Here is a 22,122-nt window from a genome sequence, read left to right as displayed (position 1 = left end):
TACGGGATGTAATCACCTATGAAAAGAGGAAATCCAATGTCTCGCAAGTTGATCTTCGCGGCCACCGCGCTGACCGCGCTCTGTGCTTTCGGACCTGCAATGGCTGCCGACGAAGCCAACGTCACTCCGGGTCTTACCTATAGCGGTGCGCCGCTCGGCCTGCATGGTGCCGACCCGGTTTCACTAATCGATCATGGTGAAAACACCGAAGGCAGCGCCGCTTATGTTGCCGCTCATGACGGGGTCGCCTACTACTTTGCCTCGGAAAAGAACATGAAGGCGTTCAAGGCGAACCCGGCGCGCTACATGCCGCAATATGGCGGGTTCTGCGCCTTTGGGGTCTCGGTCGGGAAAAAGTTTGACGGCGACCCGAGCTTTGCAGCCGTGATGGACGACAAACTCTACGTTTTCCTCAACGAGGATGTGTACAAGGCATACCTCAAGGATCAGGCGGGCACTGTCGCAAAGGCCGAAGCAAACTGGGGCAAGATCAAACACACTGCCGCGACGGACCTCTGACGAGGGCAACCGACACCGGGCCAGCCTGTCGCATGCTGGCCCGGATGTTTCAAAGAGTGCAGTTGTGATTTCAAACCGTGCTCTCGCTGTTCGATTTCGGGTCAGTGACCCAAAGTGCGCTGCTCGGCACATTTTCCGACAAGTTCGATGACTCGCGCCTGTAATACGGGGAGCAGATCCGTTTCGAACCAAACATTGCGTTGAAACCATGCCATATTGCGCGGGCTTGGATGCGGGAGAAGGATGCTGGCCGGCCAACGTGCGGGCCAATCCCGCATCGCCTCGGCAAGGGGCAGGTGTGAGGTTTCGGGCAAATGCCAGTTTTGGGCGTAGCGACCGATCACGACCGTCAGCATGATGTCGGGCAACAGCGCCATCGCGCGTACACGCCACAAAGGGGCGCATTCCGGGCGCGGAGGCAGATCACCCGAACGGCCAGTTCCGGGAAAGCAGAACCCCATGGGCAGGATCGCGATCTTTTCCGGATCACGGAACGTCGCTTCGTCGAGGCCGAGCCAGTTGCGCAGCCGCACGCCTGAGGCATCATCGAAGAGCCGTCCTGCAAGGTGTGTTCTACGACCTGGTGCCTGTCCAGCGATGAGGATGCGCGCACCCGCGCCGATCTGAAAAAGCGGACGAGGTCCGAACGGCAAGTCTGAGCAGGCGCTGCAGGCCGTGATTTCGGCCCGCAGCTGCGCGATCTCAGGCCGGGTCTTGTGAGGCCGAGAATCCGGCATGGACGATTTCCAGCTTGTTGCCCCAAGGATCGCGCAGATAGGCGGCGTAGACATTCGGCATGGGATAGGCCGCGCGCACACCCGGCGCGCCTTCATCACCAGCCCCGGCGGAAAGCCCCGCAGCGTGGGCGGCATCGACCGCCTCGCGCGACGGTGCTGCGAATGCGACATGCGCGCCATTGCCAGCGCTTGCCGGTTTGCCGTCGAAGGGTGGCAGCAACAGAAACGCGATCCGGTCACGGCCGAAGGCGGCAAAGCCGTCGCCTGCGGCCAGACAGTTGATTCCGAGCGGTTCGAACAGGCGGGCATAGAAACCGCAAGCGGCAGAGATATCGGCAACACCGAGGCTTAGGTGGTCGATCATTGTCATGGATTGTCCTTTCAGTTTCGCAAAGTGGGGGGTGTGGCAGGGCAGGGGGTATCAAGACGAAATTTGAGAAATCGTGCCGTTTCATAAGGCACCTCGCCCACCAACTCTGCGCCTATCCGAGCAAGGGCCCCAAGATGACGACGCGAAGGTGGCAGCAGAAAAGTGACGAAAGGGATGCGTGCGTCCGCATGGGCGAAATTCAATGCCGCATGTGTGATCGCGCGGCCAAGACCAAAGGCCTCTCCCCGTAGGACAAGGCCAAAATCCCACTCCGTTCCTTCCTTTTGGAAACCGCCCCAGCCGACGTAGTGGCCGTCTTGCAGAAACGCCCAATGCCCTAACCCGTCACGCTGCCAGCACGCTTCTTTGGCGGCGACAAAGTGTTTCGCTGCATCGACATCCCAAGGTTGCGACAAGAGCGGCATATGCCGTGCGACGCGGGGGTCGGACATATGCTCGACAAGCGTTTCGAGCGGGACTTCTGTCAGGCGTGCGAAGGTCAAATCAGGATGTGAGTGAGATCGGATCATCGTGGACAGTGACTCAGGCCGCGCCCGAAGCCTTCATGCGCGCGGCAAGCACGCTGTCGCGGCGAAGCAGAAAGGCACGCAAAAGAGCATTATAATCCTTGCTCACCGCATCTTGCACCGAGCGGCGGGCGGCAAGAAGCAGTGACCAGGCTTGAACTTTGGTCAGCCCATCGAAGAACTCGAATCTGTCAATCTCGTTAAAGACGTCAAAATATCGGAAAACCGGAGCGAAAACCACGTCGACGAGGCTGAAGTCTGCACCAGAGAACCACGGTCCCGCGCTAAGATGATCCTCCAGGAGTGCGAAGTGACGGCGGAGTGCGGCTGTCTTTGCCTCGAACGTCATGGCATCCCGGGCCGAGTAGAATCCCGCGATCGTGTCGAGCACCTCTGCGCCGAAAACCATCCAGGCGCGGTGGCGCGCGCGCGCAACCGGGTCGGTGGGATGTAATGGATTGGGATGCGTTTCCTCGAGATACTCGAGGATTGCGGTAGACTCGAAGAGCGACGCGTCCCCGACCGTCAGTACCGGCGTGCGTCCCAGCGGAGAAATTTCCAGAAACCACTGCGGCTTGTTGCCGAGATCAACAACGCGTCGCTCATGCGCAACACCTTTTTCGACAAGGGCTATGGCGATGCGTTGCACATAGGGGCAGAGCGCGTGGCTGCTGAGGGTGATCGGCTTTTTCATGGTATTCTCCTGACGCCATCGGCAGATCCCCGCCATGGCATTTCGCATTTACGAGGTCGCTCATCCGCCATCGCGGTTGCGCACCAGAACGGTTGCCTTCATGTGCGAGCGAAAAGTGCTGACATAGGGATACTCGCCGGGTTCGGTGAAGATGATCCTGCCCTGCGTTCCCCGCTCGAGCAGCCCGGTGTCCCAGCTTCCGTCCAGAGCCGTCGCGGTATGGGACGCGAGATCGTTATTCTCCCAGGTCACGCTATCCCCGGCAAAGATTTCAACGACCAAGGGCTCGAAGGTGGAATTGTCAATTCGCACCATCGTCTCTTGCACCCCATCGTGCGCGTGTGAACGGCGCCGTGTTCCGGCGCACCCCAGAAGCGCGCCAAGACCGATACCGAAGCGGCGGCGTGTGAGTGGCATCAAATTGGGCATTGGCGCCTAGGAACAGTGAGGGTTCATCGGTTATTCTCTCGCTCAGATATTCGCGACCGAAATTGCCTGAATTTTGCTGGCGTCTGAATGCGATTGCGTTCGAGATTTCTGCGTGATCGTCCGGAATCCTTAGAATGTGCCGGACGCCGGGGATGACCTGCTTGCTGACGACAGGAAGCGGCCAAGCCACCATTCGTTTGTCATATCACGCGGAAGACGCAGAGCCGGCTTGTCCGACCGGCTCTGCGAGATCTCTGTGTCAGAGATCCTTGGCGGCGGTGTGCTGGATTTTCTTCCAGTTCTCTTCGGCCTTATGGATCGTTCCGGCCTGATCCTTGAGGTAAAGGTTGTAGATATCCTCGTTCAGGAAGACGTAGAGTTTTCCATCGACCACCGACGCAAAGCTCGGGTCGCCATCGAACTTCTTGCCCACAGAAACCCCGAAGGTGCAGAACCCGCCGTTCTGCGGGATATATTTCGACGGATTGGCCTCAAAGGATTTCTGGTGCTTTGCGCTGGTGAAGTAGTACGAAACACCGTCGTGGACCGTGGTAAACTTTGCGCTTCCGGCCTGTTCCTTGTTGTACTCGATCAGCGAAACCACGTCGACGCCATGCACCCCGAGCGGGGCGCCTGCCGCAGTCAGGCCCGATACGACGTTGAATTCGTCTGCGGCCATTGCTGGCCCGAAGGCGAGAAGCGCTGAAAGGGTTGCAGCGGTAAGTGTCAGTTTCCGTTTCATTCGTTGTCCTTTCTCTGTCATGGAAATCCCCATCCCGGCTGGGACGGGGCATCACCATGGCGCCGCGTGAGTTGCGGTACATTTTGGCGATGTGGGCACATGTTACCTAGAGGGTTTCGTATTATTAATGCTGGTTCGGCCTAATATTATGCTCAATCGTCCAGTTGAGGCTGTGCTGTGCCGCTGTGTTATCTGCGCAGGGCCGGATAGCCCTGAAGGTAGATCAACCCCTGATCGCGGGCCGGTTCATGGCAGGCCAGGCAGGCATCCCGGTAGTCTTCGGTATCGGTAATCCGGGTTTCCTGTCCCGGAAAAAACGCCCATCCCCAACCGTCGCCAAACCGCGGGCCTTCACCCAGCTTGCCGTCGGGGTCGGCGACCATGACGAAACGGCCCTTGAGCGTGTCGGCATAGCTGGCGCGCCCGGTTGTCAGGTCCTCGGTTTGGGTGCCCCAGACCTCTTTGACGATCTTCGTCCCCTCGACAAACCGACCCTCGGCGAGATAGGCCTTGAGCGCGTCTTCGTCGATGAAGACAGCGTGAATTTCATGCGCACCGTCTGCGGGATTCTCTGCGAGCACCGAAAATGCCCCGATCTGAACCCACCCGGTGCGATAGTCTTCGGTGGGAACCTCGAGCACTGGCTCTACGGTGATTTGCCCTGCCTCTGTCGCCATCTGAGCGAAAGCGGGCAGGCATGTGATGGACAGGATCATGGCAAGGGTTTGGACCTTCATTTGGATGTCTCCTTGTGGTCAGTTCAATAAAACCGCAACGACCGACGAGGCCGTGACCGTCCGGCCGGTCGTCGCCGCGCGGCTACGCCTGTTCACCGCAAAACTTCTGCGCGATGAATGGCGTTTCGTCCGAAATGAATGCTCGATCGTCCACGGCTCTGGATTCCTTGCGCCGAAGCTGTAAGCTATGCCGCATGTTGGACTTACTCAGCGATATCCTTACCCGCCTGTCGTTTCGCGGCACGCTCTACTTCCGAACGAGTTTCACCGAACCGTGGGGAGTGCGCGTGCCTGCTTATCGCGATGTGGCGCGGTTCCATTATGCGCATCGCGGCGAGGCGTTGGTGCGTGTTGGCGGTCAACAGGCGCCGGTGACCCTTGCGCAGGGCGATCTTGTCATCATTCCGCATGGCGAACCGCATGTTCTGTCATGCCGGCACACCGGACCAGAAGAGGCGTTGCCGCTGGATGATGTGCTGTCCCGCTCAGGGTTTCCGGGATACGGGACGCTGGTTTGGGGGGGCGAGGAAAGTCCGCGAGACACGCAGCTCATCTGCGGGCATTTCGCGCTGGCCGAGGGCTCGCGCCACCTGCTGTTTGACCGGTTGCCACCGTATATCCACCTGCGCGGATATGGCGAAGACGCCGGCGGGTGGCTCGATGCGACGCTCAAGGTTATCGGGGCCGAGGCGGGCGGCGCGCGGCTTGGCGGCGATCTGATTGCGCTCAAGATGTCCGAGGCAATCTTTGCCCAAGCCATCCGAGCCTTTATCGAGCAATCACCCGAGGGCATTCCGGGGATCGCTGGCTTTGCCGACCCGCAGATCGCACGCGCGCTGAGCATGTTTCATCGCGATCCTGCTGCCGAATGGACGGTGGCTGGCCTTGCGCGGGTCGCGGGCCTGTCGCGCACCGGTTTTGCCGAACGATTCACGGCGCGCCTTGGGGTGACCCCCATGAGTTACGTGACCGCATGGCGGATGCAGATTGCACGTGAGGCATTGGCGGAGCGCGGCCTGTCGGTGGCCGAGGCCGCCGAGGTTTCGGGATATGCATCGGAATCAGCGTTCAGTCGGGTGTTCAAGAAAGAGATCGGCGTCACCCCTGCAGCCGTCCGCCTGCTGGCCAAAGCCGGGCGTGACGCCTTGAATGCGGCGTGAATACAGTGCCTCCGGTGGAGATCCGCGAGGCGCAGCCCGACGATGCCGCCGAACTTGCGCGCCTGTCTCGGGCGCTGGCGGTGCATGTCGCAGACCCCGATCCCGGCGATGACACGTCGCTGATTGTAGCGGCCTGTTTCGGGACGGAGCGATGGCTCGACGTTCTTGTGGCGGAGCAGGGTGGCGTTATCCTCGGCCTTGCCGCCTATGGCCGACGTTTCGAACTTCACACTCGACAAAAGACCCTCTGGCTGGCCGATCTTGTCGTGGACGAGGGCATCCGAGGGCTGGGGGTCGGCGGTTTGCTGTTGCATGCGGTCAAACGCCGGGCGCTGGATCTGGGATGTGGCGCCATCGTGGCGGATCTTTGGGTCTCCAACATCGCAGCCCGCGTATTTTACGATCATGCCGGAGCGCGCAAAGTGAGCGACATCGAAATTCGGGTGATCGACCTGCCGTCGGTGTGACGACCCTCGTCGTGGTGGAGGTTCGTCGGGGATAGGCGATGATTGACCCAAGATCCGGACGATCGCGCAGTTTTAGCGGATTTCTGAACATTCACCGTCCGTGTCAGTGGATCTATGTCGGGAATACGGCGAGCCGCCGTTCCCGAAATCATTAAGAAAGGTCCCTGCGCCATGCGCTTCGTTACCAAAAACATCCACGCCTATCTCGATTACCCGGTTGCCATCTCACTTATGGGCTTGCCGTTCCTGTTGGGCCTCGGTGCGTCCAATCCGTTGGCGCTGAAGATCTCTCCCGTGGTCGGGCTGGCGGCCTTTTTGCTTACGGTCTTTACGGATCACCATCTCGGGATGATCCGAGTGCTGCCCTACAAGTTGCATCTTGCAGTCGATCTTGCGGTCGGGCTGCTGTTTCTGGTGCTGCCCTTCGCCCTTGGCTTCTCTGGTTTGGACGCCGCCTATTACTGGCTGAACGGCGCGGCGGTCGTGACCGTCATCGGGCTGTCGAAGCCCGAACCGCAGATGCCTGCGGCCTGATCCCCCGTTTTCACAATTGCCAACGAAAGGACATGATTCCATGGCACGCATCACCCAAGTCTCCGATACCGCCGCCACGCCTGAGGCAAGCGCCCTCTTTTCCGCCATCAAGGGCAAGATCGGCATGGTGCCTAATCTCTATCGCGTTGCTGCGAACCAGCCGTCGGTTCTGGCGGCCATGCTCGGTCTGAACGAGACGCTGTCGGGGGGCGCCTTTGATGGCCGCACCCGAGAAGCCATTGCCCTCGCCGTGGCCGGCGCCAATACCTGCGATTACTGCGCCTCGGCCCATTCCGCGATCTCGGCTGGGCTCAAGGTTGCACCCGAGGCGGTCAAGGACCATCTTGTCGGCCGTTCCGACGATCCGCGCACGGCAGCGATCCTGAAACTGTCGGTGAGTATCGTGTCGGCAAAGGGCAAAGTGTCGGATGCCGATCTTGCCGCCGCGCGTGCCGCAGGGCTGAGCGAGGCCGACATCGTAGAGACGCTCGCCAATGTGGTGGCGAACATCTTTACCAACTATCTGAATCACGTGGCGGACACCGATATCGACTTTCCGGTCGTCACCACGGGTCAGGTCGCGGCCTGATCAAGCGGGCCCGCCGAAACTTCGGCGGGCCTTTTCTCGCAAGGCCACGTTAAGTGGCCATTCTGAGCATGTATCGTGTTCTTTTATCTGTAGAAAATCTTCTGTGCCCTCGGGGATGTGCCTGTCAAACCCCGCGTGAGCGCCCCACCGTCGCCATGATTTCTACCACTGCCGTGAGTCACTCGTGACCTAAGATCTGTCGACCACAGAACTGGACGTTTGCGCAGAGATCTCGGACCCCCCGACATTCATCGGCTTTTCTACCGGACGTAACGTGCTCTCACGGCCAAACGTCGTTTCCGAAACGAATTGCTCTACTGCACGGAGAGAGTGGAATGCTACGCGCCCCCGAGGCATTGCGTGCTGATGCGATGATGCACGATGCTTCTGAATTTTCCGGTCTGCCCAGCAAGAGGGGGCGGCCCAATCAATCAGTCTCTAACACCGGTCCGCGCCAGCACGCCCTTCGCCGTCGCAAACGCCACGCCCCGCGCGGCGCAGCTGTGATGCTGAGCTGCCTGCTGTGCCTCTTGCTGATCGTCGGCTTTGCCGAAGGCAACGATCACAACACTGCGCCGAGGTTGCACACGTGCAGTGCCGAGCATGTGCTCGCGTGCCGCTGAAGTAAGAAGGCCACCCACCCATGAAAAAACTAACGTGGCTTTTCCTTGGAAAAATTGCTGCCGATCCTTCGACCGAGGCTACGCCCACCGGGGCGCAGGTCTTCGAGCTGTCGAGGGGGGATATATTCGAACCTGTTGACTACCTCAGGGTCGCTTTGGACAGGGCGGACAGCAAAGAAGGAAGTGCCCTGAGCTTAAGCTACCTTTATGTCGAGGGTGGTTTGGCGAGTGCAGCCGTCAGACAGGTTTACACGTCGTCGTTCCAAGTAACATTCATGGATGGAGATATTCAGCGCGTTCCGGCCGGGGCGGTCGTGCAGATGTCGAACGGCGATCTCTTTTTCAGCGTTTCGGCGGAGGATTTGGGGGCGGTTGCACTCTTTTCCGAGAATGATGGCACCGAACGGGATGTCGCGACACTACGTGTTTCGGGCCAAGTCAGAAGCGAGGATATCGATTTATCGGCACAGAGCTTTCCACAGAGCTTTGGAGCGATGTCACTGGGTGGTGATGTTTCGAACGTCGATATTCTGTTGAGTGCTGGGGATGGGCTGATTACCGGCACGCTCGGCAATGATCTGATCAATCAGGATTACGTTGGGGACCCGAACGGCGACCGAATTGATAATCTGGACGCTGGCGGGTCGAATGGCGAGCTCGTCAACAGCAACGCGGATTTCGTCAACGCATCTGGCGGTAATGACACGGTTCTGGCCGGGTTCGGGAATGACACAATTCTCGGGGGCGATGGGAATGACAGCCTCGATGGTGGAACCGGAGCTGACCTGATTTTCGGCGGGATGGGGAATGACACCCTAGACGGGGGTACGGGCACCGACGCCAGTGATACCGCCTTAGGACCAGTTTATCAGGAGATTTCGACAGCCGGTGCACAGGCCGTCGCCGGCGCAAACGGACGTGGGGCTTTCACCGTCACGACAACGTCCAATGAAACCGTCGCGCTCGGTTCTACGGATGATTTATCTGGGTTTTTCGTGGGTGATACAGGCTTTCCGAACCCACAGGTTGAACGTGAGACGCATACTCACCGATACACCGAAGGTCTGGCTCCGACCCAGATTCCCGGTGTGCGGATTCTCATGAGCCGTCTAGAGAGTTTGGAGGTCGTCACCCTGAGCCTCGACGGAATTGCGCTCAATCTGAACGCTGCCATCGCGTCGGGAAATGTATCATTCGAAGGCAACGGTGCCTTCACCATCGACTCGGCCGGTAGGCTGACCGGATTGTTTGCCGACCCCGCGGACAGTGAACAGGCATTCCTCGAGCTGACGATCAGAATTCCGCATTCGCGCCTCGATGTTTTCATCTCCACGGCGACGTTTGGATCGATCGATGGGGCAATCTATGAGCTCTTTGTCGATACCAACCCCCTTGTTCCTAATATTACCACCTCTGCGGATGACACCTTGTTTGGTGATGCCGGTGACGATCTGTTGCTGGGGCGGGACGGTGATGATCTTATTGCTGGAGGCACGGGGAATGATCGTTTCGAGCCGGGAACCGGGCACGACACGATTTCGGACTTTGGAAGTGACGACACGAATGCTGTCCGGGACGGTGATCAGTCGAACAACGACTTTGTGGATCTGTCGGGTTTTTACAATCAGGCCAATTACGACGCTGCCGTCCTGACGGGTGATATCGACCCCGCGGTCATCCGCAATCCGCTGGAATGGCTGCGTGCCGATTACGATGATGACGGGATCCTAAATGAGCGCGCGGCGGGATGGACAGCGGGCAACAGCCTGACCCTGACCAACAGGGGCGCCACGGTCGATCCACAAACGCTGAACTTTGATACAACGAATGTCATTTGTTTTTGCCGTGGAACGCGCATCGCATGCGCCAATGGCGAGATCGCGGTCGAGGATCTGAAGGTTGGAGATCGCGTGATCACGCGTGATCACGGCTATCAGAAAATCCGCTGGATCGGGCGCACAACGGTCAAGGCACATGTCGAGATCGCACCGATCCGGATACGCAAGGGTGTTCTGCAGAACGTTCGTGATCTGCGCATTTCACCCAATCATCGCGTTCTCCTGAAGGGACCGATGTTGGAGTTGTTGCTCGGCCATACAGAAGTGCTGGTTCCGGCCAAATACCTCGTCGACGGAGAAACGATCCTGCGTGAGCCGCCGGGTGATGTGGAATACTTTCACATTCTCTTTGACTGTCACGAGCTGGTTCTTTCCGAGCAGTGTTGGACCGAGAGCTTTCATCCCGGCTGCGTCGGCTGGTCAACGCTCTGCGAGGACGCGCGGGCAGAGATCCTGGATCTCTTTCCCTGCCTCAATGCCCTCACCGGTAATTCAGACATGATCACTGCGCGTTACGTGGTGAACCGCAAGGAGGCGGCCGTGTCGTTGCAGGCGATGCGCAACGGGGGCAATCGAACCAAAAAACGGACGCTATGTTGATGCAAGGAGAAAACAAGACCCGTTTGGGGGCGGTGGTGCCGGGTGCGCAGAACACCGTGAAGAGCTGCAAGGCCGGGTTCGAACCGCGCGAGAAACTGCGTGCTGCGCCTTGTGAAGACAGCGAGGATATGGGCGATTTGCACGAAGTGACCACGGTGAACGCCGTGATCCTGATTGTTGTCAGCAGTGCGATTGGATTTGGCCTGGCGGTTGTTTCTGCAATTCTCGGCAGCAGTCTCTTGATGAGTTTCTTTGTATATCTTGTTGTTTCCATTTTGCTTTTCACGGCGTTATTTGGCCTTGCTTACTTTGCCGCGCGGCCAATGGGCAGCTTAAGCATCGCAGAGAATGCGCTGGACCTCGTGGAGTGTGAAACAACGGAAACTGTGCGCGTTCTGTCCGTACGCAATAGATGGGTCCGGATATGGTGGTTGATCATCATCTGCGCGTTGTTTCTAACGATCAGGTTTACCGATGAGGTCGCTCTTCAAACCGCGGTTTGCGCAATCGGCTTCTTGGGATGGGTGTGGTTGCTTCTTGACAGATCACCGATGAAATCCGAGCGCGTTGCCGTACCTTGCGAGCGTGCGGGTGGTGGCGAATGACGGGGTTGGAAACCTTCGAAAAGATCGAAGCAGATGTTATTACCGTGACACGCCATGAGAATAGCGATCGTCTGTCGGCACAGGTAAAGCTGCGATTTCGGCTGTCCGAGCATCAGGACCCTTACATTGGTGAAATGTTTGTCTGTATCGAGCTGATCGAAAGGGAAAACTACCGCTGGCGTAGAACCAAGCGCCGCATTATCGAGACTGCTTGGGACTGGCTAGACCGTTACTTCGGCGGGGCAAGCCTTGGATTTGAGGTTGAGAACCTGTTCTCGGATATTCTTGATGATACGCATGATTTGTCCAATGGCGGCCTCACCCCGGAAGAAGAGCAAAGCCTGCAAGAGGAACTGCGGAAAATCGAACGTGATGTCGCGGCATAGAAAACCCAGTTTGCCGGCGTTGACGACGAACGCCATCACCGACGATTTCTATCCTGGCTAAAAGCACGCGCTCAGGTAGAGGCCAAAGTGTTCGGTCGAAAAAGGGACCGGTTCAGCATGTTCGGGATATCCGGGGCGTGGTGTTTTGAAGCTGGTAAATATTGGTGCAAGTCGCGTGCGCGAACATGCGTAGGTAGCCATCTTGAGGACCAGTCGGATTTCAGCTCCCGGCGTATTTCATCACGATGTCCGCCACCTGCTCTGGCGGAAGGACCGGGGGCAGCAAGGTCAAAACCTTTCCGGCCTGATCCAGAAGAAAGATATGGCTACTATGAGCGTAGATCGGGCCATACTCTGGATCGTCCATGATCTTTTCAAAGTCGATCTGAAATGCATCGTAGGCCTCGCTCAGCGCCTCACGATCGCCGGTCAAGCCGACAAGATCCGTCGAAATTTTCGCCAGGGCCGGGCCCATCGTCTCGACCGTGTCCAGCACCGGATCAATGGTGATCAGAACCGGGCTGACTGAGATGCCACGCCGCTCCAAAAGCTCTGCCGTATCTGCCATCATCGGCAGCGCCGCACTGCAGATGCCGGGGCAATTGGCATAGCCAAAGAATACAAGCTGCATCCGACCGTGCGGATCAGTCTGAGTGCGGGGTGCGCCAGTCTGGTCGACAAGTTCGAACGCGCCGCCCAGTTTCCATGGCAGTGCCGTGACCTGGTCCGATGGCGCAAGGGCGGGCGGCGCTGCGTGCGTCTCGGTGCCATGGGCCAGTGCGCCAGATGCCAAACCACTACATGCCACGGCCAGCAGCAGATTTCGAAGTCTCATTCAAACAATTCCTTTATGAATTGCTGTTCTTCTTCAACGCCGATACCGGTGTAGCCATGTGCGGCAATCTCTGCTTTGACACGCGGGTCGCGGCGGAACCAAGGCCCCTTGCCATCTGCTTCGGGGTTGTTTTCCGCCCATACCTTGGTCCAGCGGTTGGCGGCGGTCCATTCGGCATCGCCCACATCGCGGATCTTTTGCACCAGATAGATGTTCGTTGCCTTTAGGTCTGGATCCTCGATCAACAGACCATCAACCTCGACCTGCCTGCCACAGAATGGCAATAGTTCAACCACCGCCCCTGTGAACGCAGCCTGCGCGTTCTTGTTGGGATAGACCAGAACGTTGTCGACGTCGCGCAGCAACCCCAGCTGTCGCACCCCGCCACCGCAATCTGTTGGGCAATCCCCGGTGAGTTCGCACAGAATATCCACCACCTTGGCCTCAAACCGCGCGGGTTGCTCGGCATAGAGGTTCCACGGTTTCGCCTCGGACCCTTGGGAAAAGTCCTGCGCGCCGGTAGGAAGCGCCATGCCTGTGAACGCGAGCATCATCAGCAAATGTTTCATCGTGCGTCCCCTCACTTGCCCGGCTTTGGAATGGCAAACGGCGGAACTGCCCCGTAATCCTCGTGGTTGAGCTTCGTGATCCCGTGATCCGTGACCACTTCCTCTACCACCAGATAATTCAGCCCGTCGCGATGATAGAGCAGGCCATCCGCCGTAATCTCGTGGCTGGCAAGGCGCAGTTGCGTATCGCCCCCGGCGGATGCATTGTCGCCCGCGATCTTGAGCACCATGTAGACCTGACCGTCCTCTGCCAGCAGTCCCACCGGGATGCCGCCAGCCGAACACCAAAGAGCGCAGGTGTGATGCGCCGTCCCGGTTACCGCGTCGGGGCCACCCATCACGCCGGAGTAATAGCACCACGTATCAATGATCTCGCCCCGGACCTGAATGCGCTCGCCCTCGGCTGCAAGGGCGGCCATCGGTAAAGGCAGCAAAATTGCTGCCATGAGTAGTTGCTTGCGCATGGTTCTACCTCTCAGGCTATGCAGTCTCTGCTGCGGAGCTAACCATTTATTGCGGGCAACAGCCAAATAAAGTTTCTGTCAGGTCAGGTGAAGAGTTGCCCGAGAGGGCCCTGCCGTGCCGACAAAAACGAGGCCCCCGGCGGGAGTATTTTTGTCATAAAGAAGCAGCGGGGATTGCTTCTTCATGGACCAAATACTCAATTCCGCCCGCTCAATGCCCACTGTCGTCCGAGGTTATGAGCTTGCGGCGCAGCCAGCCGGACAGCGTGTCCATCAGCATCACCATGATCAGAATGAGGATGATGTAATAGCTGACCTCTTCCCAGTCCTTTTGCGTGATCATGGCCTGGGTGAGCAAGAGGCCGATGCCGCCGCCGGTGATGGCGCCGATGATGGTGGCGCTGCGGGTGTTGGATTCGAGGTAATAGAGCAACTGGCTGAGCAGGACGGGGGTGATCTGGGGAATCACGCCGAAGCGATAGCGTTGCAGCGGCGAGGCCCCCGTCGACTGCACGCCCTCGATCTGTTTCTTGTCGACGTTTTCCAGCGCCTCGGAGAAGAGTTTGCCGAAAGTGCCGGTATCGGTCAGCAGGATGGCCAGCGCGCCGGTCATCGGGCCGGGGCCAAAGGCGCGGGCCAGCACCAGCGTCCAGATCAGCGCGTCGACCCCGCGCAAGAGGTCAAAGACCCGCCGCATGGCCGCGCGCACCGCCATGACGGGCGAGAAATTGCGCGCCGCCGCAAAGGCCAGCGGCAGCGCCACGATCCCCGCCCCCATGGTGCCGAGAAAGGCCATGAGGATGGTCTCAAAAATGGCCCAGATCACATCCTTGTGCTGCCACATGCGGTTGTTCCAGACGTCATGTGCCATGGCCGCGAGGTTGCTCTTGCCCTCGACGACGTGCTCGGAGGACAGGGCAAGCGTTGCCAGTTCCCCGAGGCTCTTGCCATAGAACGGGCTGTCGAGGGTGAACCAGAAGAGTTCCCAGCCGAAGTGATAGCGCATGACCTCGGTGCGGGCCCGTGTCAGCGTCACGCGGCCGGCATCGGTGGTGATGTCGACGCGGGCGTTGCTGGCGCTGATCCAGTCGGGGATTGTGTCGGTGGGGAGCGAGAGTGCGATCCCCCCGCTGCGCGAGACCTCGGCCTCGATCAGCCCATAGTCCGGCACGTCGTAGAGAAGCCTGTTGCCGTCGATCAGCACGTCCTGCCCATGTTTCAGGGAGACCAGCGTGCGGTCCGGGCTCTGGATCTCGACCCAGTCGGGGTGGGTGCCGTCGGGCCATGTGCCCTTGTTCTCGCCCTCGACCGCGATGCTGAGCGCGCCGCTGCGGTTGTCGCGGGTGACATGCGTCTTGTAGCTGTAGCTGTCGGCGACAAGGATGCGGGCATTGTCGAGCCGGGCGCGTTCGGCCAGCCCCATGATGTCGAAGGCAAAGAAGATATAGGCGAAATAGGCGAGGATCACCGCCGGGGCGGCAAAGGCGAGCCGCCGTTTGCGGCGAAAGAACGCCGTGGCGTCGAAATGGGGAGGGGTGATGTCGGTCATCATGCTCATGGCTTCAGTCCTCGCCGATCAGCGTGTTGCGAAAATGGCTGGACATCTGGTCAAACAGCACGATCGTGCCAAAGAGCAGCAGAAAGATCGCCGCAACCTCGTCATAGCGCCCTTGTCCCCAGCTGAAGGCGTTTTTCAGGTCATAGCCGATGCCGCCAGAGCCGACAAAGCCGAGGATGGCGGAGGCGCGGATGTTGATCTCGAAGCGCAGGAGCGCATAGCTGAGATAGTTGGGCGCCACCTGCGGGATGACACCCAGCCACATGCGCTGGCCCCATGTCGCCCCCACCGATTGCAGCCCCTCGACGGGTTTGAGGCTGGCGTTCTCATTCACTTCGGAAAAGAGTTTGCCGAGCGCGCCCATGGTATGAATGGCGATGGCGATCATCGCGGGCACCGGGCCGCCGCCGAGGATGAAGATCAGCACGAGGGCAATCACGATCTCCGGCACTGCGCGCAGGATGTCCATGATCCGGCGAAAGAGGCCGATGAGGCGCGGCCATTTGGCAAGGCCGCGCGTCGCCAGAAGCGAGATCATGCCTGCGCCGAGCGCGCCCAACAGGGTAGAGGCAGCGGCGATGTTGACGGTCTCGATCAGAGAAGGCAGGAATTTCCACATCAACCCCGGCAGGTTGGCGATTTTCTGACCTGCCTCGGACAGCACCTCGCCCGGAAACTGAAAGATGTTGCCGATCCCGTCCCAGAAGCCGCCCGCGTTGCGCCCGTCCGCCACGCGAAAGCCCGAGACCATGAGGGCGATGAAGACGATCAGCATGACCGCGCCATAGGTACGCTTGCGCCGGGTCATCTGCATATAGGCGTCCTGCACGGATTTCACCCGCGCGGCGCTCTGGCCTGCTGTCATATCGGTCATGGAGGTCCCCCGTCAAAAGAGACCGGGCCCGCGTCGATGCAGGCCCGGTTCAATACTCGTGTTTCGGCCTTAGTTCGAGGCCTTGCGTGCCTCGATGATCGAGAGATAGGCGTCGTGGGTGATCGGCATGAAGCCGAGCGCCTCACCCTGAAGCACGCCGTAGGCGCAATCGGGGTCGATGGATTTCAGCGAGGCCCAGAGGCCCGTGACCTTGAGTTTCACATCCTCGGGCAGCGCCTGACGCAGCACGACGGGGCCTTCGGGGATGGGTTTGGATTTCCAGATCTCGACGATCTGGTTCATGTCGACAAGGCCCGCATCCACGGCCTTGCGCAGCGCGCCCGAGTTGTAGCCGTCTTCCCATGCGCCTTGGCCATCGGCCCATGTCACGCCTGCGTCGATGTCGCCATTGGCGACGGCGACGATGGTCTGCTCGTGGCCGCCGGTGAATTTCACTTCGCCGAAATAGTCGCCCGATTCCATGCTGGCGCCGGTCTCGACCGGGATTTCAATGGAGGGGATCAGGTAGCCGCTGGTGGAGTTCGGATCGCCGAAGCCGAAGGTCTTGCCCTTCATGTCGGCGAGCGAGGTGATGCCCGTCTCCTTGCGGGTAAAGCCGATGGAGTGATAGCCGTAAGACCCATCCATGTTGACCTTGACCAGAACCGGCTCGACCGCGGTGGGATCGGTCAGATAGGTCTTGGCATAGCCCGAGGCACCCAGCCAAGCCACGTCGATGGTGCCGCCCAACAGACCCTGAATGACGCCGTCGTAATCGGCGGGGGTAAAGACCTTGGTGGGCACGCCCAGCAGTTCCTCGGTCTTGGCGCGCAGACACTCGTTTGAGGTCATGCGGTCCTGGGCGTTCTCGCCGCCCAGCACGCCAATGCGAAATTCGGTGATCTTGGCTTCGCCATGAGTGTCGGCAAAGGCCGCGCCGGTGAGCGCGGTGGTAGCAAGAATGGCAGCAACGAGGTTCTTCATGGATTTTTCTCCGGTTGGATTGCGGCCCGCCACCCCCGGCGGGCCATGGGTGGTGGGAGGACGATCAGATCGCCGCCTCGGCCGCGCGCAGGGCGCGGGCGGTGCTGCGGTCGAGCGTTTCGATCGAGGTCGATGTGCTCGCCTCGGAAAAGGAGGCATCGGCACCGTAGATGTCGCGCGCCACGCCGGTGGTCAGTTGTTCGGGCGTGCCGTCGAACACGACGCGGCCATGCAGCATGCCGATCACCCGGTCGCAATAGCGCCGCGCGGTGTCGAGCGTGTGCAGGTTGGCAATGACCGTGCGCCCGTCCTCTTCATGGATGCGGCGCAGGTCGTCCATCACGAGTTGCGCATTCATCGGATCGAGGCTGGCGATGGGTTCATCCGCGAGCACGATCCTAGGGTCCTGCATCAGCGCGCGGGCAATCGCCACGCGCTGTTGCTGCCCGCCCGAGAGCGCCTCGGCGCGTTTGGGGGCATGGTCGGCAATGCCCAGCCGGTCGAGGATTTCGATGGCGCGGTGAATGTCGGCATCGGGATAGAGATTGAACATGGTGGCCAGCGTCGAGCGGCGATTGAGCGTGCCGTGCAGCACGTTCGAGACCACATCCATGCGCGGCACAAGGTTGAACTGTTGAAAGATCATCGCGCAGTCCGAATGCCACGCGCGCTTGTCGGCCCCCTTGAGCGCGGTCACGTCGCGCCCCTCGAACAGGATGCGGCCAGAGGTGGCATCGGTCAGGCGGTTGATCATGCGCAGCAGGGTGGATTTGCCAGCCCCCGAGCGGCCGATGATGCCGATCATCGCCGGTTTCTCGACGGTGAAGGACACCTTGTCCACGGCGGTGTTCCGGCCAAAGGTTCTGGTCAGTTTCTCGATGCTGAGCACGTCGGATGCCTCCTTGGGTCGGGCCACCACCTAACGGCGGTTCTCAAAGAGTTTGCGACAGATGCGTAAAACTTTTGCGACAGGGGGCTGACAGGGCCAATGCCGCGCCCCGCGACAGCGGCACCTCTTGCAGCCCAAGGGCGGGCTGCGTATGGCAGGGGCATGACCGCGTTGCGCCGCCTCCGCTTGACCCAAGATGACTGGCTATTGGCCGGGTTCGAGGCCCTGTGCGAAACAGGCCCGGCGGCGCTGGGGGCAGAGCCCTTGGCGCGGCGGCTGGGGGCGACGAAAGGGTCGTTTTACTGGCATTTCACGGATGTTCCGGCCTATTCCGCGGCACTTTTGACGCTGTGGGAGGAAGACGCCGCGCGTGGGCTGGAGGTGGCATCAGAGGCGGCCACGGACGTGGCGCGGCTGCGGGGATGCGCGCAGGCGATGGCCGCCACCGCTGAGGCCGAGAGCATGATCCTTCGCGCCGAATCAGCGATCCGGGCCTGGGCCGGGACCGATACCATGGCCGCAGAGGCGGTGGCGCGCGTGGATGAGATGCGATTGGCGCATCTGCATCGGCTGCTTTCTGCCTGCGACATCGGCAATCTGGAAATGGCCCGGATTCTCTATGCCTCCGCGATCGGCATGCAGGCGATGCGCGATCCCGCGCAGGATCAGGCCGCCCCTGCCATAGGGTCGCTGGTCGATCTCATTCTCGCACTGAGGTAGGGGCGATGCGGCTGGTTCTGGCGGTCATGGCGCTGTCGGTGCTGGGATACTGCAAAGACGAGACCGTGACGGGCCATGGCGGGGCCGAAAAGGTCTGGCATCTGGAGAGCCTTGATGGTGCGGCGTTTGGCGCGCGCGCCACGCTCATGTTTCCGGCAGAGGGGGAATTGCGGGGTGAGGGGCCGTGCAACAGCTATTCAGGCCAGCAGACCGTGCCCTATCCGTGGTTCGTCGCCGAAGCCGTGGCCACAACCGAGCGGGCCTGCCCGGAGTTGGCAGAGGAGGCGCTATATCTGACGGCGCTGGCCGAGATGACATTGGTCGAGGTGCTAGGGGACGTGATGATCCTGTCCAATGACGCGGGCCGCGAGATGGTGTTTCGGGCGAAGTAGGGGTGCGGTGCCTGTGGTGCCGCGAGGCCGGTCTCGGGAGACCAGCCTTGCCCGCCCTCTCAGATCAACGCGCGTTCGCGGCTGATCATCGCGGCATGGGCGCGGTTGCGGGCGTTCAGCTTTTTGCAGATCGAGCGCATGTGCATCTTGATCGTCACCTCGTTGGTGCCCATGTCACGCGCGATTTCCTTGTTGGTCAGGCCATCGGCGGCAAGGCGCAGCACGAAGAGTTCCTTTTCCGTCAGATCATGGTCCGGGCCGGCCTTGTCGAGGCCGGGGGTGCCCGCATCCATCGGTACAAAGACCTGCCCCGAATTGATCAGTTGCAGCACGCTGTTGAGCGATTGCAGCGGCATCGTCTTGGGGATCAGCCCCTTGCAGCCCAGTTCCAGCGCGCTGTGCAGGAAATGCCGATCCACCATGCCGGTAAAGAGCACGACTTTGGCGGGGGCGGCCTTTTCGATAACGCTTTTGACGCTGGCAAGGCCGACCATGCCCGGCATCTTGAGGTCGAGCAGGACAATATCGACATCACTATGCTCGGCCAGCAGGCTGAGGATACCGTCATAGGAATCGGTGGTGATCGCCTCATTGCCGGGCTGCGCGTTGAGCATGTTGCCCACCGCTTCGGCCAGGAGGTTGTGATCGTCTGCAAGAAGAATTTTCATAGACATTGCCTGGGTTGTCCTGCGCTGTAATTCGTTCGCGGCGTGGCGACGCGGCCCCAGCCCTGCGCATCGTGAACCTCACCTATCTGATAGCTATTCCGGAGCGAAGTTCAATAGTTTGAGTGCGATTTTGGGTGAATCCGTCGTCACGTGTTGCGTTTTGTGCGGGCGGCGGGGTTATTTCCTGTTTACCAGCGTTCAAGCCGCCGGGCGATGGGGTGCCGCGCCGCGCCCAGAAAACAGGCGACAGCGCAGAGTATCAGGAGGGCTGCCTTGGGCTGCGGGGCCTCTAGCGCGGTGCCGAGCGACCAGAGGCCCACGCCGATAAAACAGAGGGTTGAGATCATTTCTCCGGTGGAGCGGGGGCGCTCGGTCATTGTTGTCTCCATCTGAGGGGGCGGCCAAATTCGTCGAGGGTGAGGTCGGGCGGCAGGTCCACATCGGGCATGGGGGCGGGTTGCCCCTGTTCCAGACGCCAGACATGCGCGAGGATCACCGCCACGGCGGCAAAGAGCACATCGGGGATTTCCCGGCCAATTGCACCGGTAAAGTAGAGCGCACGCGCCAGTGGCGGCACCTGCAGCGTGGTGACACCGGCGCGACGGCCCCGGCGGATCACGGCCTGGGCCATTGGCCCCTTGCCCATGGCGAGAATGCGCGGGGCTGTATCGGTGCCCGGTTCATAGCGCAGGGCCACGGCGAAATGCGTGGGGTTGGTGATGATGGCGGTGGCCATCGGCACATCGGCCAGCGCCTTGCGTTCCGAGGCGCGGCGCGAGGCCTGAATCTGGCGGCGGCGCATGGCGCCCTTCTGTTCGGGCGAGCCTTCGGATTCCTTGGATTCGTCCTTGATGTCCTGTCGCGACATACGCATGGATTTGGTGTTGGAATGGATCTGCCAGCCAAGATCGAGGGCGGCGATCACCACAAGGCCAAGAAGCAGCCCGCCCAGCACCCGCAACATGGCGGTGCCAAAGAGCACCATCGCGTCGCCGGGGGCCAGCGCCGAAGAGCTGCCCAGCGCAGGCAAGAGCGGTTGCAGCATCAGCACCCCCGCCGCAAGCAGGAGCGTGACCTTGAGTACCGCCTTGAGCAGATCGACCAGCGCCTTCATCGACACCATCCGCCCAAGCCCGGTGAGCGGGTTCATTTTCTCGGGTTTGAAGCCCAGTGCCTTGGGCGCGAAATTGAGACCGCCCATCGCCGATTGCGCCATCAGCACAGCGGCCAGCAGTGGCAGGCCAAGCCCCGGACCGGCGGCAAGCATCCAGAGCATCATGTCGCGCGTGTGCGCGATCATCATCGCGTCGAGCGATTGCGCGCCCTCGATGACCAGCCCCTTGGCCCAGAGCCCCGCCAGCCCCGGCAAGGCCCATTGCCCGGCGCTGAGGATGAGCGCACCCATGCCCAGCGTGACCAGCACGAAGACCTCGGTCGAGGTGGTGATCCGACCCTCTTCGCGCGCCTCCTGGCGGCGTTTCTGGGTTGGCTCTTCGGTTTTTTCCTGTCCGTCGTCTGCGTCAGCCATTGGGTAATCCGTTCAACATCTCCATCAGATGCTGCAAGGCCTGTGCCACCCGCTCGGATAGGGTCGGCCCGAGGCTGGTGACGGTGAGAAAAAGCAAGAGCAGTGTGGCAGTCATGGTCAGCGGAAAGCCGAAGGCAAAGAGATTGAGCGAGGGGGCAGAGCGGGTGATGACCCCGATCACGAGGTTCAGAAGCAAGAGCACAGACACGACCGGCATCATCAATTGCGCCGCGTTGGCGAACATCATGGGGGCGGCGCTGAGGCCCGCGTCGAGCAGCGCCGCGCTCGCGATGGGCGTGCCGATGGGAATGAGGCGGTAACTGTCGAGGATCAGGCGAATAGCGGCGAGGTGGCCGTCCTCGGTCACGAAGATGGCCAGGAGAAACAGCATGAAAAACTGGCCGATCACGGGCGATTGCGAGCCGCTGGTGGGATCGACCTGTGCCGCAAGGCCGAGACCGGCGGTATTGGCGATACGGTCGCCCGCCATGACGGCCGCGGCAAAGAGGATTTGCAGCACCATGCCCGCCGAGAGGCCGATCGCCATTTCTCGAAAGGCGATGACCACGCTGGAGAGGCTGGAGAGCGCGTCGGGTTCGGGGATCGGCACCTGGCCCATCAGCGGGACCGTGAGACACACCGAAATGATGATCCGCACCGGCAAGGAAATAAAGCGTGCCGCAAAGAGTGGGGCCGAGAGGACAAAGGCCCCGATCCGCAGCATCGCAAAGAGAAATTGCAGCGCCAGCCCCGTCAGCTGCGTGAGCTCAACACCCGGCAGGCCGGTCGCGGAGGGGGCAAGATCGGGCAGCATCCTAGTGCATCGTCGCAATCGTGTCGAAGATATGGGTGAAATAGTCGGTCATCGTGCTGAGCATGAATCCCGACATCAGCGCCATGGTCACGATCACGATTGCCATTTTGGGCACGAAGCTGAGGGTCTGTTCGTTGATCGAGGTGGCGGCCTGAAAGATGCCGATCACCAGACCCACGGCGAGTGCCACCAGCAGAACCGGACCCGCCGTCAGCAGGATGTTCCAGTAGGCCATGCGCAGATGTTCGATATTGGCGTCGAAATCCATGG

The 22,122-nt window shown here is 60.5% G+C and carries 30 protein-coding genes; 11 read left to right on the top strand and 19 right to left on the bottom strand.

Features of this window, described 5'->3' with window-relative positions; translation table 11 throughout:
* Positions 1-36: 36 nt before the first annotated feature.
* Positions 37-519 carry a YHS domain-containing (seleno)protein gene (locus tag AACZ65_RS00250; RefSeq protein ID WP_339667382.1) on the top strand — a complete coding sequence of 161 codons (483 nt, stop codon included), beginning with the start codon at positions 37-39 and terminating at the stop codon, positions 517-519.
* Between the two features lie 101 nt (positions 520-620).
* Here AACZ65_RS00250 and AACZ65_RS00245 read toward each other — a convergent pair whose 3' ends face one another.
* The 7 genes from AACZ65_RS00245 to AACZ65_RS00215 all read right to left on the bottom strand — a co-directional run bounded on the left by AACZ65_RS00245 (position 621) and on the right by AACZ65_RS00215 (position 4,755).
* Positions 621-1,256 (bottom strand): uracil-DNA glycosylase family protein, encoded by a 636-nt coding sequence (locus AACZ65_RS00245; protein ID WP_339667381.1) that lies wholly within the window; start codon positions 1,254-1,256, stop codon positions 621-623.
* Positions 1,222-1,626, bottom strand: a complete 405-nt coding sequence (locus AACZ65_RS00240; protein ID WP_245875151.1) for a VOC family protein — start codon at positions 1,624-1,626, stop codon at positions 1,222-1,224. Before AACZ65_RS00240 ends, AACZ65_RS00245 begins: the two co-directional genes overlap by 35 nt.
* 11 nt (positions 1,627-1,637) lie before the next feature.
* Complete coding sequence (locus tag AACZ65_RS00235) at positions 1,638-2,156, bottom strand: GNAT family N-acetyltransferase (RefSeq protein WP_339667380.1); 519 nt, start codon at positions 2,154-2,156, stop codon at positions 1,638-1,640.
* Between the two features lie 13 nt (positions 2,157-2,169).
* A complete protein-coding gene (locus AACZ65_RS00230; protein WP_339667379.1) occupies positions 2,170-2,847 on the bottom strand; it encodes a glutathione S-transferase family protein in 678 nt (225 codons plus the stop codon).
* Between the two features lie 60 nt (positions 2,848-2,907).
* Positions 2,908-3,264, bottom strand: coding sequence for a cupredoxin domain-containing protein (locus AACZ65_RS00225; protein WP_339667378.1), 357 nt, complete (start codon positions 3,262-3,264; stop codon positions 2,908-2,910).
* Positions 3,265-3,535: 271 nt separating this feature from the next.
* Positions 3,536-4,018 (bottom strand): YHS domain-containing (seleno)protein, encoded by a 483-nt coding sequence (locus tag AACZ65_RS00220; RefSeq protein ID WP_339667377.1) that lies wholly within the window; start codon positions 4,016-4,018, stop codon positions 3,536-3,538.
* A gap of 188 nt (positions 4,019-4,206) precedes the next feature.
* The gene (locus AACZ65_RS00215; RefSeq protein ID WP_339667376.1) at positions 4,207-4,755 is read right to left on the bottom strand and encodes a cytochrome P460 family protein; all 549 of its coding nucleotides are present in this window, start codon (positions 4,753-4,755) and stop codon (positions 4,207-4,209) included.
* Positions 4,756-4,949: 194 nt separating this feature from the next.
* On the opposite strand from AACZ65_RS00215, the gene AACZ65_RS00210 reads away from it, so the two are divergent.
* The 8 genes from AACZ65_RS00210 (at position 4,950) to AACZ65_RS00175 (ending at position 11,557) form a co-directional block, all read left to right on the top strand.
* Positions 4,950-5,915, top strand: a complete 966-nt coding sequence (locus tag AACZ65_RS00210) for an AraC family transcriptional regulator (RefSeq protein WP_339667375.1) — start codon at positions 4,950-4,952, stop codon at positions 5,913-5,915.
* Complete coding sequence (locus AACZ65_RS00205) at positions 5,912-6,382, top strand: GNAT family N-acetyltransferase (protein ID WP_339667374.1); 471 nt, start codon at positions 5,912-5,914, stop codon at positions 6,380-6,382. Before AACZ65_RS00210 ends, AACZ65_RS00205 begins: the two co-directional genes overlap by 4 nt.
* Positions 6,383-6,553: 171 nt before the next feature.
* Complete coding sequence (locus tag AACZ65_RS00200; RefSeq protein WP_339667373.1) at positions 6,554-6,916, top strand: hypothetical protein; 363 nt, start codon at positions 6,554-6,556, stop codon at positions 6,914-6,916.
* Between the two features lie 40 nt (positions 6,917-6,956).
* Positions 6,957-7,505: a carboxymuconolactone decarboxylase family protein gene (locus AACZ65_RS00195; protein WP_339667372.1), complete on the top strand. Its 549-nt coding sequence runs from the start codon at positions 6,957-6,959 to the stop codon at positions 7,503-7,505.
* Between the two features lie 335 nt (positions 7,506-7,840).
* Positions 7,841-8,128 carry a hypothetical protein gene (locus tag AACZ65_RS00190; RefSeq protein WP_339667371.1) on the top strand — a complete coding sequence of 96 codons (288 nt, stop codon included), beginning with the start codon at positions 7,841-7,843 and terminating at the stop codon, positions 8,126-8,128.
* A gap of 20 nt (positions 8,129-8,148) precedes the next feature.
* Positions 8,149-10,566 carry a Hint domain-containing protein gene (locus AACZ65_RS00185; protein ID WP_339667370.1) on the top strand — a complete coding sequence of 806 codons (2,418 nt, stop codon included), beginning with the start codon at positions 8,149-8,151 and terminating at the stop codon, positions 10,564-10,566.
* Complete coding sequence (locus tag AACZ65_RS00180) at positions 10,566-11,171, top strand: hypothetical protein (RefSeq protein ID WP_339667369.1); 606 nt, start codon at positions 10,566-10,568, stop codon at positions 11,169-11,171. The genes AACZ65_RS00185 and AACZ65_RS00180 overlap by 1 nt, the downstream gene beginning before the upstream one ends.
* On the top strand, positions 11,168-11,557 hold the full coding sequence (locus tag AACZ65_RS00175) for a hypothetical protein (protein WP_339667368.1): 390 nt from the start codon (positions 11,168-11,170) through the stop codon (positions 11,555-11,557). The genes AACZ65_RS00180 and AACZ65_RS00175 overlap by 4 nt, the downstream gene beginning before the upstream one ends.
* A gap of 220 nt (positions 11,558-11,777) precedes the next feature.
* Here AACZ65_RS00175 and AACZ65_RS00170 read toward each other — a convergent pair whose 3' ends face one another.
* From AACZ65_RS00170 to phnC, 7 genes are all read right to left on the bottom strand, one after another.
* The gene (locus AACZ65_RS00170; protein ID WP_339667367.1) at positions 11,778-12,392 is read right to left on the bottom strand and encodes an SCO family protein; all 615 of its coding nucleotides are present in this window, start codon (positions 12,390-12,392) and stop codon (positions 11,778-11,780) included.
* Positions 12,389-12,961, bottom strand: a complete 573-nt coding sequence (locus AACZ65_RS00165) for a hypothetical protein (protein WP_339667366.1) — start codon at positions 12,959-12,961, stop codon at positions 12,389-12,391. The genes AACZ65_RS00170 and AACZ65_RS00165 overlap by 4 nt, the downstream gene beginning before the upstream one ends.
* 11 nt (positions 12,962-12,972) lie before the next feature.
* Positions 12,973-13,407, bottom strand: a complete 435-nt coding sequence (locus AACZ65_RS00160; RefSeq protein ID WP_339667365.1) for a hypothetical protein — start codon at positions 13,405-13,407, stop codon at positions 12,973-12,975.
* Between the two features lie 229 nt (positions 13,408-13,636).
* On the bottom strand, positions 13,637-14,983 hold the full coding sequence (phnE, locus tag AACZ65_RS00155) for a phosphonate ABC transporter, permease protein PhnE (RefSeq protein ID WP_339667364.1): 1,347 nt from the start codon (positions 14,981-14,983) through the stop codon (positions 13,637-13,639).
* A 4-nt stretch (positions 14,984-14,987) separates the two neighbouring features.
* A complete protein-coding gene (gene phnE / locus AACZ65_RS00150; protein WP_339667363.1) occupies positions 14,988-15,857 on the bottom strand; it encodes a phosphonate ABC transporter, permease protein PhnE in 870 nt (289 codons plus the stop codon).
* A gap of 69 nt (positions 15,858-15,926) precedes the next feature.
* The gene (phnD, locus tag AACZ65_RS00145; protein ID WP_339667362.1) at positions 15,927-16,841 is read right to left on the bottom strand and encodes a phosphonate ABC transporter substrate-binding protein; all 915 of its coding nucleotides are present in this window, start codon (positions 16,839-16,841) and stop codon (positions 15,927-15,929) included.
* A 64-nt stretch (positions 16,842-16,905) separates the two neighbouring features.
* Positions 16,906-17,730, bottom strand: a complete 825-nt coding sequence (gene phnC / locus AACZ65_RS00140) for a phosphonate ABC transporter ATP-binding protein (protein ID WP_339667627.1) — start codon at positions 17,728-17,730, stop codon at positions 16,906-16,908.
* A gap of 186 nt (positions 17,731-17,916) precedes the next feature.
* Between phnC and AACZ65_RS00135 the strand changes: the two genes are divergently transcribed.
* On the top strand, positions 17,917-18,450 hold the full coding sequence (locus tag AACZ65_RS00135) for a TetR family transcriptional regulator (protein ID WP_339667361.1): 534 nt from the start codon (positions 17,917-17,919) through the stop codon (positions 18,448-18,450).
* A gap of 5 nt (positions 18,451-18,455) precedes the next feature.
* Positions 18,456-18,842, top strand: a complete 387-nt coding sequence (locus tag AACZ65_RS00130; RefSeq protein ID WP_339667360.1) for an META domain-containing protein — start codon at positions 18,456-18,458, stop codon at positions 18,840-18,842.
* A 59-nt stretch (positions 18,843-18,901) separates the two neighbouring features.
* Here the strand turns inward: AACZ65_RS00130 and AACZ65_RS00125 are convergent, their stop codons facing one another.
* From AACZ65_RS00125 to fliQ, 5 genes are all read right to left on the bottom strand, one after another.
* The gene (locus AACZ65_RS00125; protein ID WP_339667359.1) at positions 18,902-19,510 is read right to left on the bottom strand and encodes a response regulator transcription factor; all 609 of its coding nucleotides are present in this window, start codon (positions 19,508-19,510) and stop codon (positions 18,902-18,904) included.
* A gap of 188 nt (positions 19,511-19,698) precedes the next feature.
* On the bottom strand, positions 19,699-19,887 hold the full coding sequence (locus AACZ65_RS00120) for a hypothetical protein (RefSeq protein WP_102105923.1): 189 nt from the start codon (positions 19,885-19,887) through the stop codon (positions 19,699-19,701).
* Positions 19,884-21,038 carry an EscU/YscU/HrcU family type III secretion system export apparatus switch protein gene (locus tag AACZ65_RS00115; RefSeq protein WP_339667358.1) on the bottom strand — a complete coding sequence of 385 codons (1,155 nt, stop codon included), beginning with the start codon at positions 21,036-21,038 and terminating at the stop codon, positions 19,884-19,886. Before AACZ65_RS00115 ends, AACZ65_RS00120 begins: the two co-directional genes overlap by 4 nt.
* Positions 21,031-21,852 carry a flagellar biosynthetic protein FliR gene (gene fliR / locus AACZ65_RS00110; RefSeq protein ID WP_339667357.1) on the bottom strand — a complete coding sequence of 274 codons (822 nt, stop codon included), beginning with the start codon at positions 21,850-21,852 and terminating at the stop codon, positions 21,031-21,033. Before fliR ends, AACZ65_RS00115 begins: the two co-directional genes overlap by 8 nt.
* A gap of 1 nt (position 21,853) precedes the next feature.
* Positions 21,854-22,120: a flagellar biosynthesis protein FliQ gene (gene fliQ, locus AACZ65_RS00105; RefSeq protein WP_339667356.1), complete on the bottom strand. Its 267-nt coding sequence runs from the start codon at positions 22,118-22,120 to the stop codon at positions 21,854-21,856.
* Between the last annotated feature and the right edge of the window lie 2 nt (positions 22,121-22,122).

It is taken from the genome of uncultured Roseovarius sp., from assembly GCF_963972555.1.
Classification (GTDB): domain Bacteria; phylum Pseudomonadota; class Alphaproteobacteria; order Rhodobacterales; family Rhodobacteraceae; genus Roseovarius; species Roseovarius mucosus.
The sequence above is the reverse complement of the archived record's forward strand: the minus strand, read 5'-3'. Positions and strand labels throughout refer to the sequence as shown.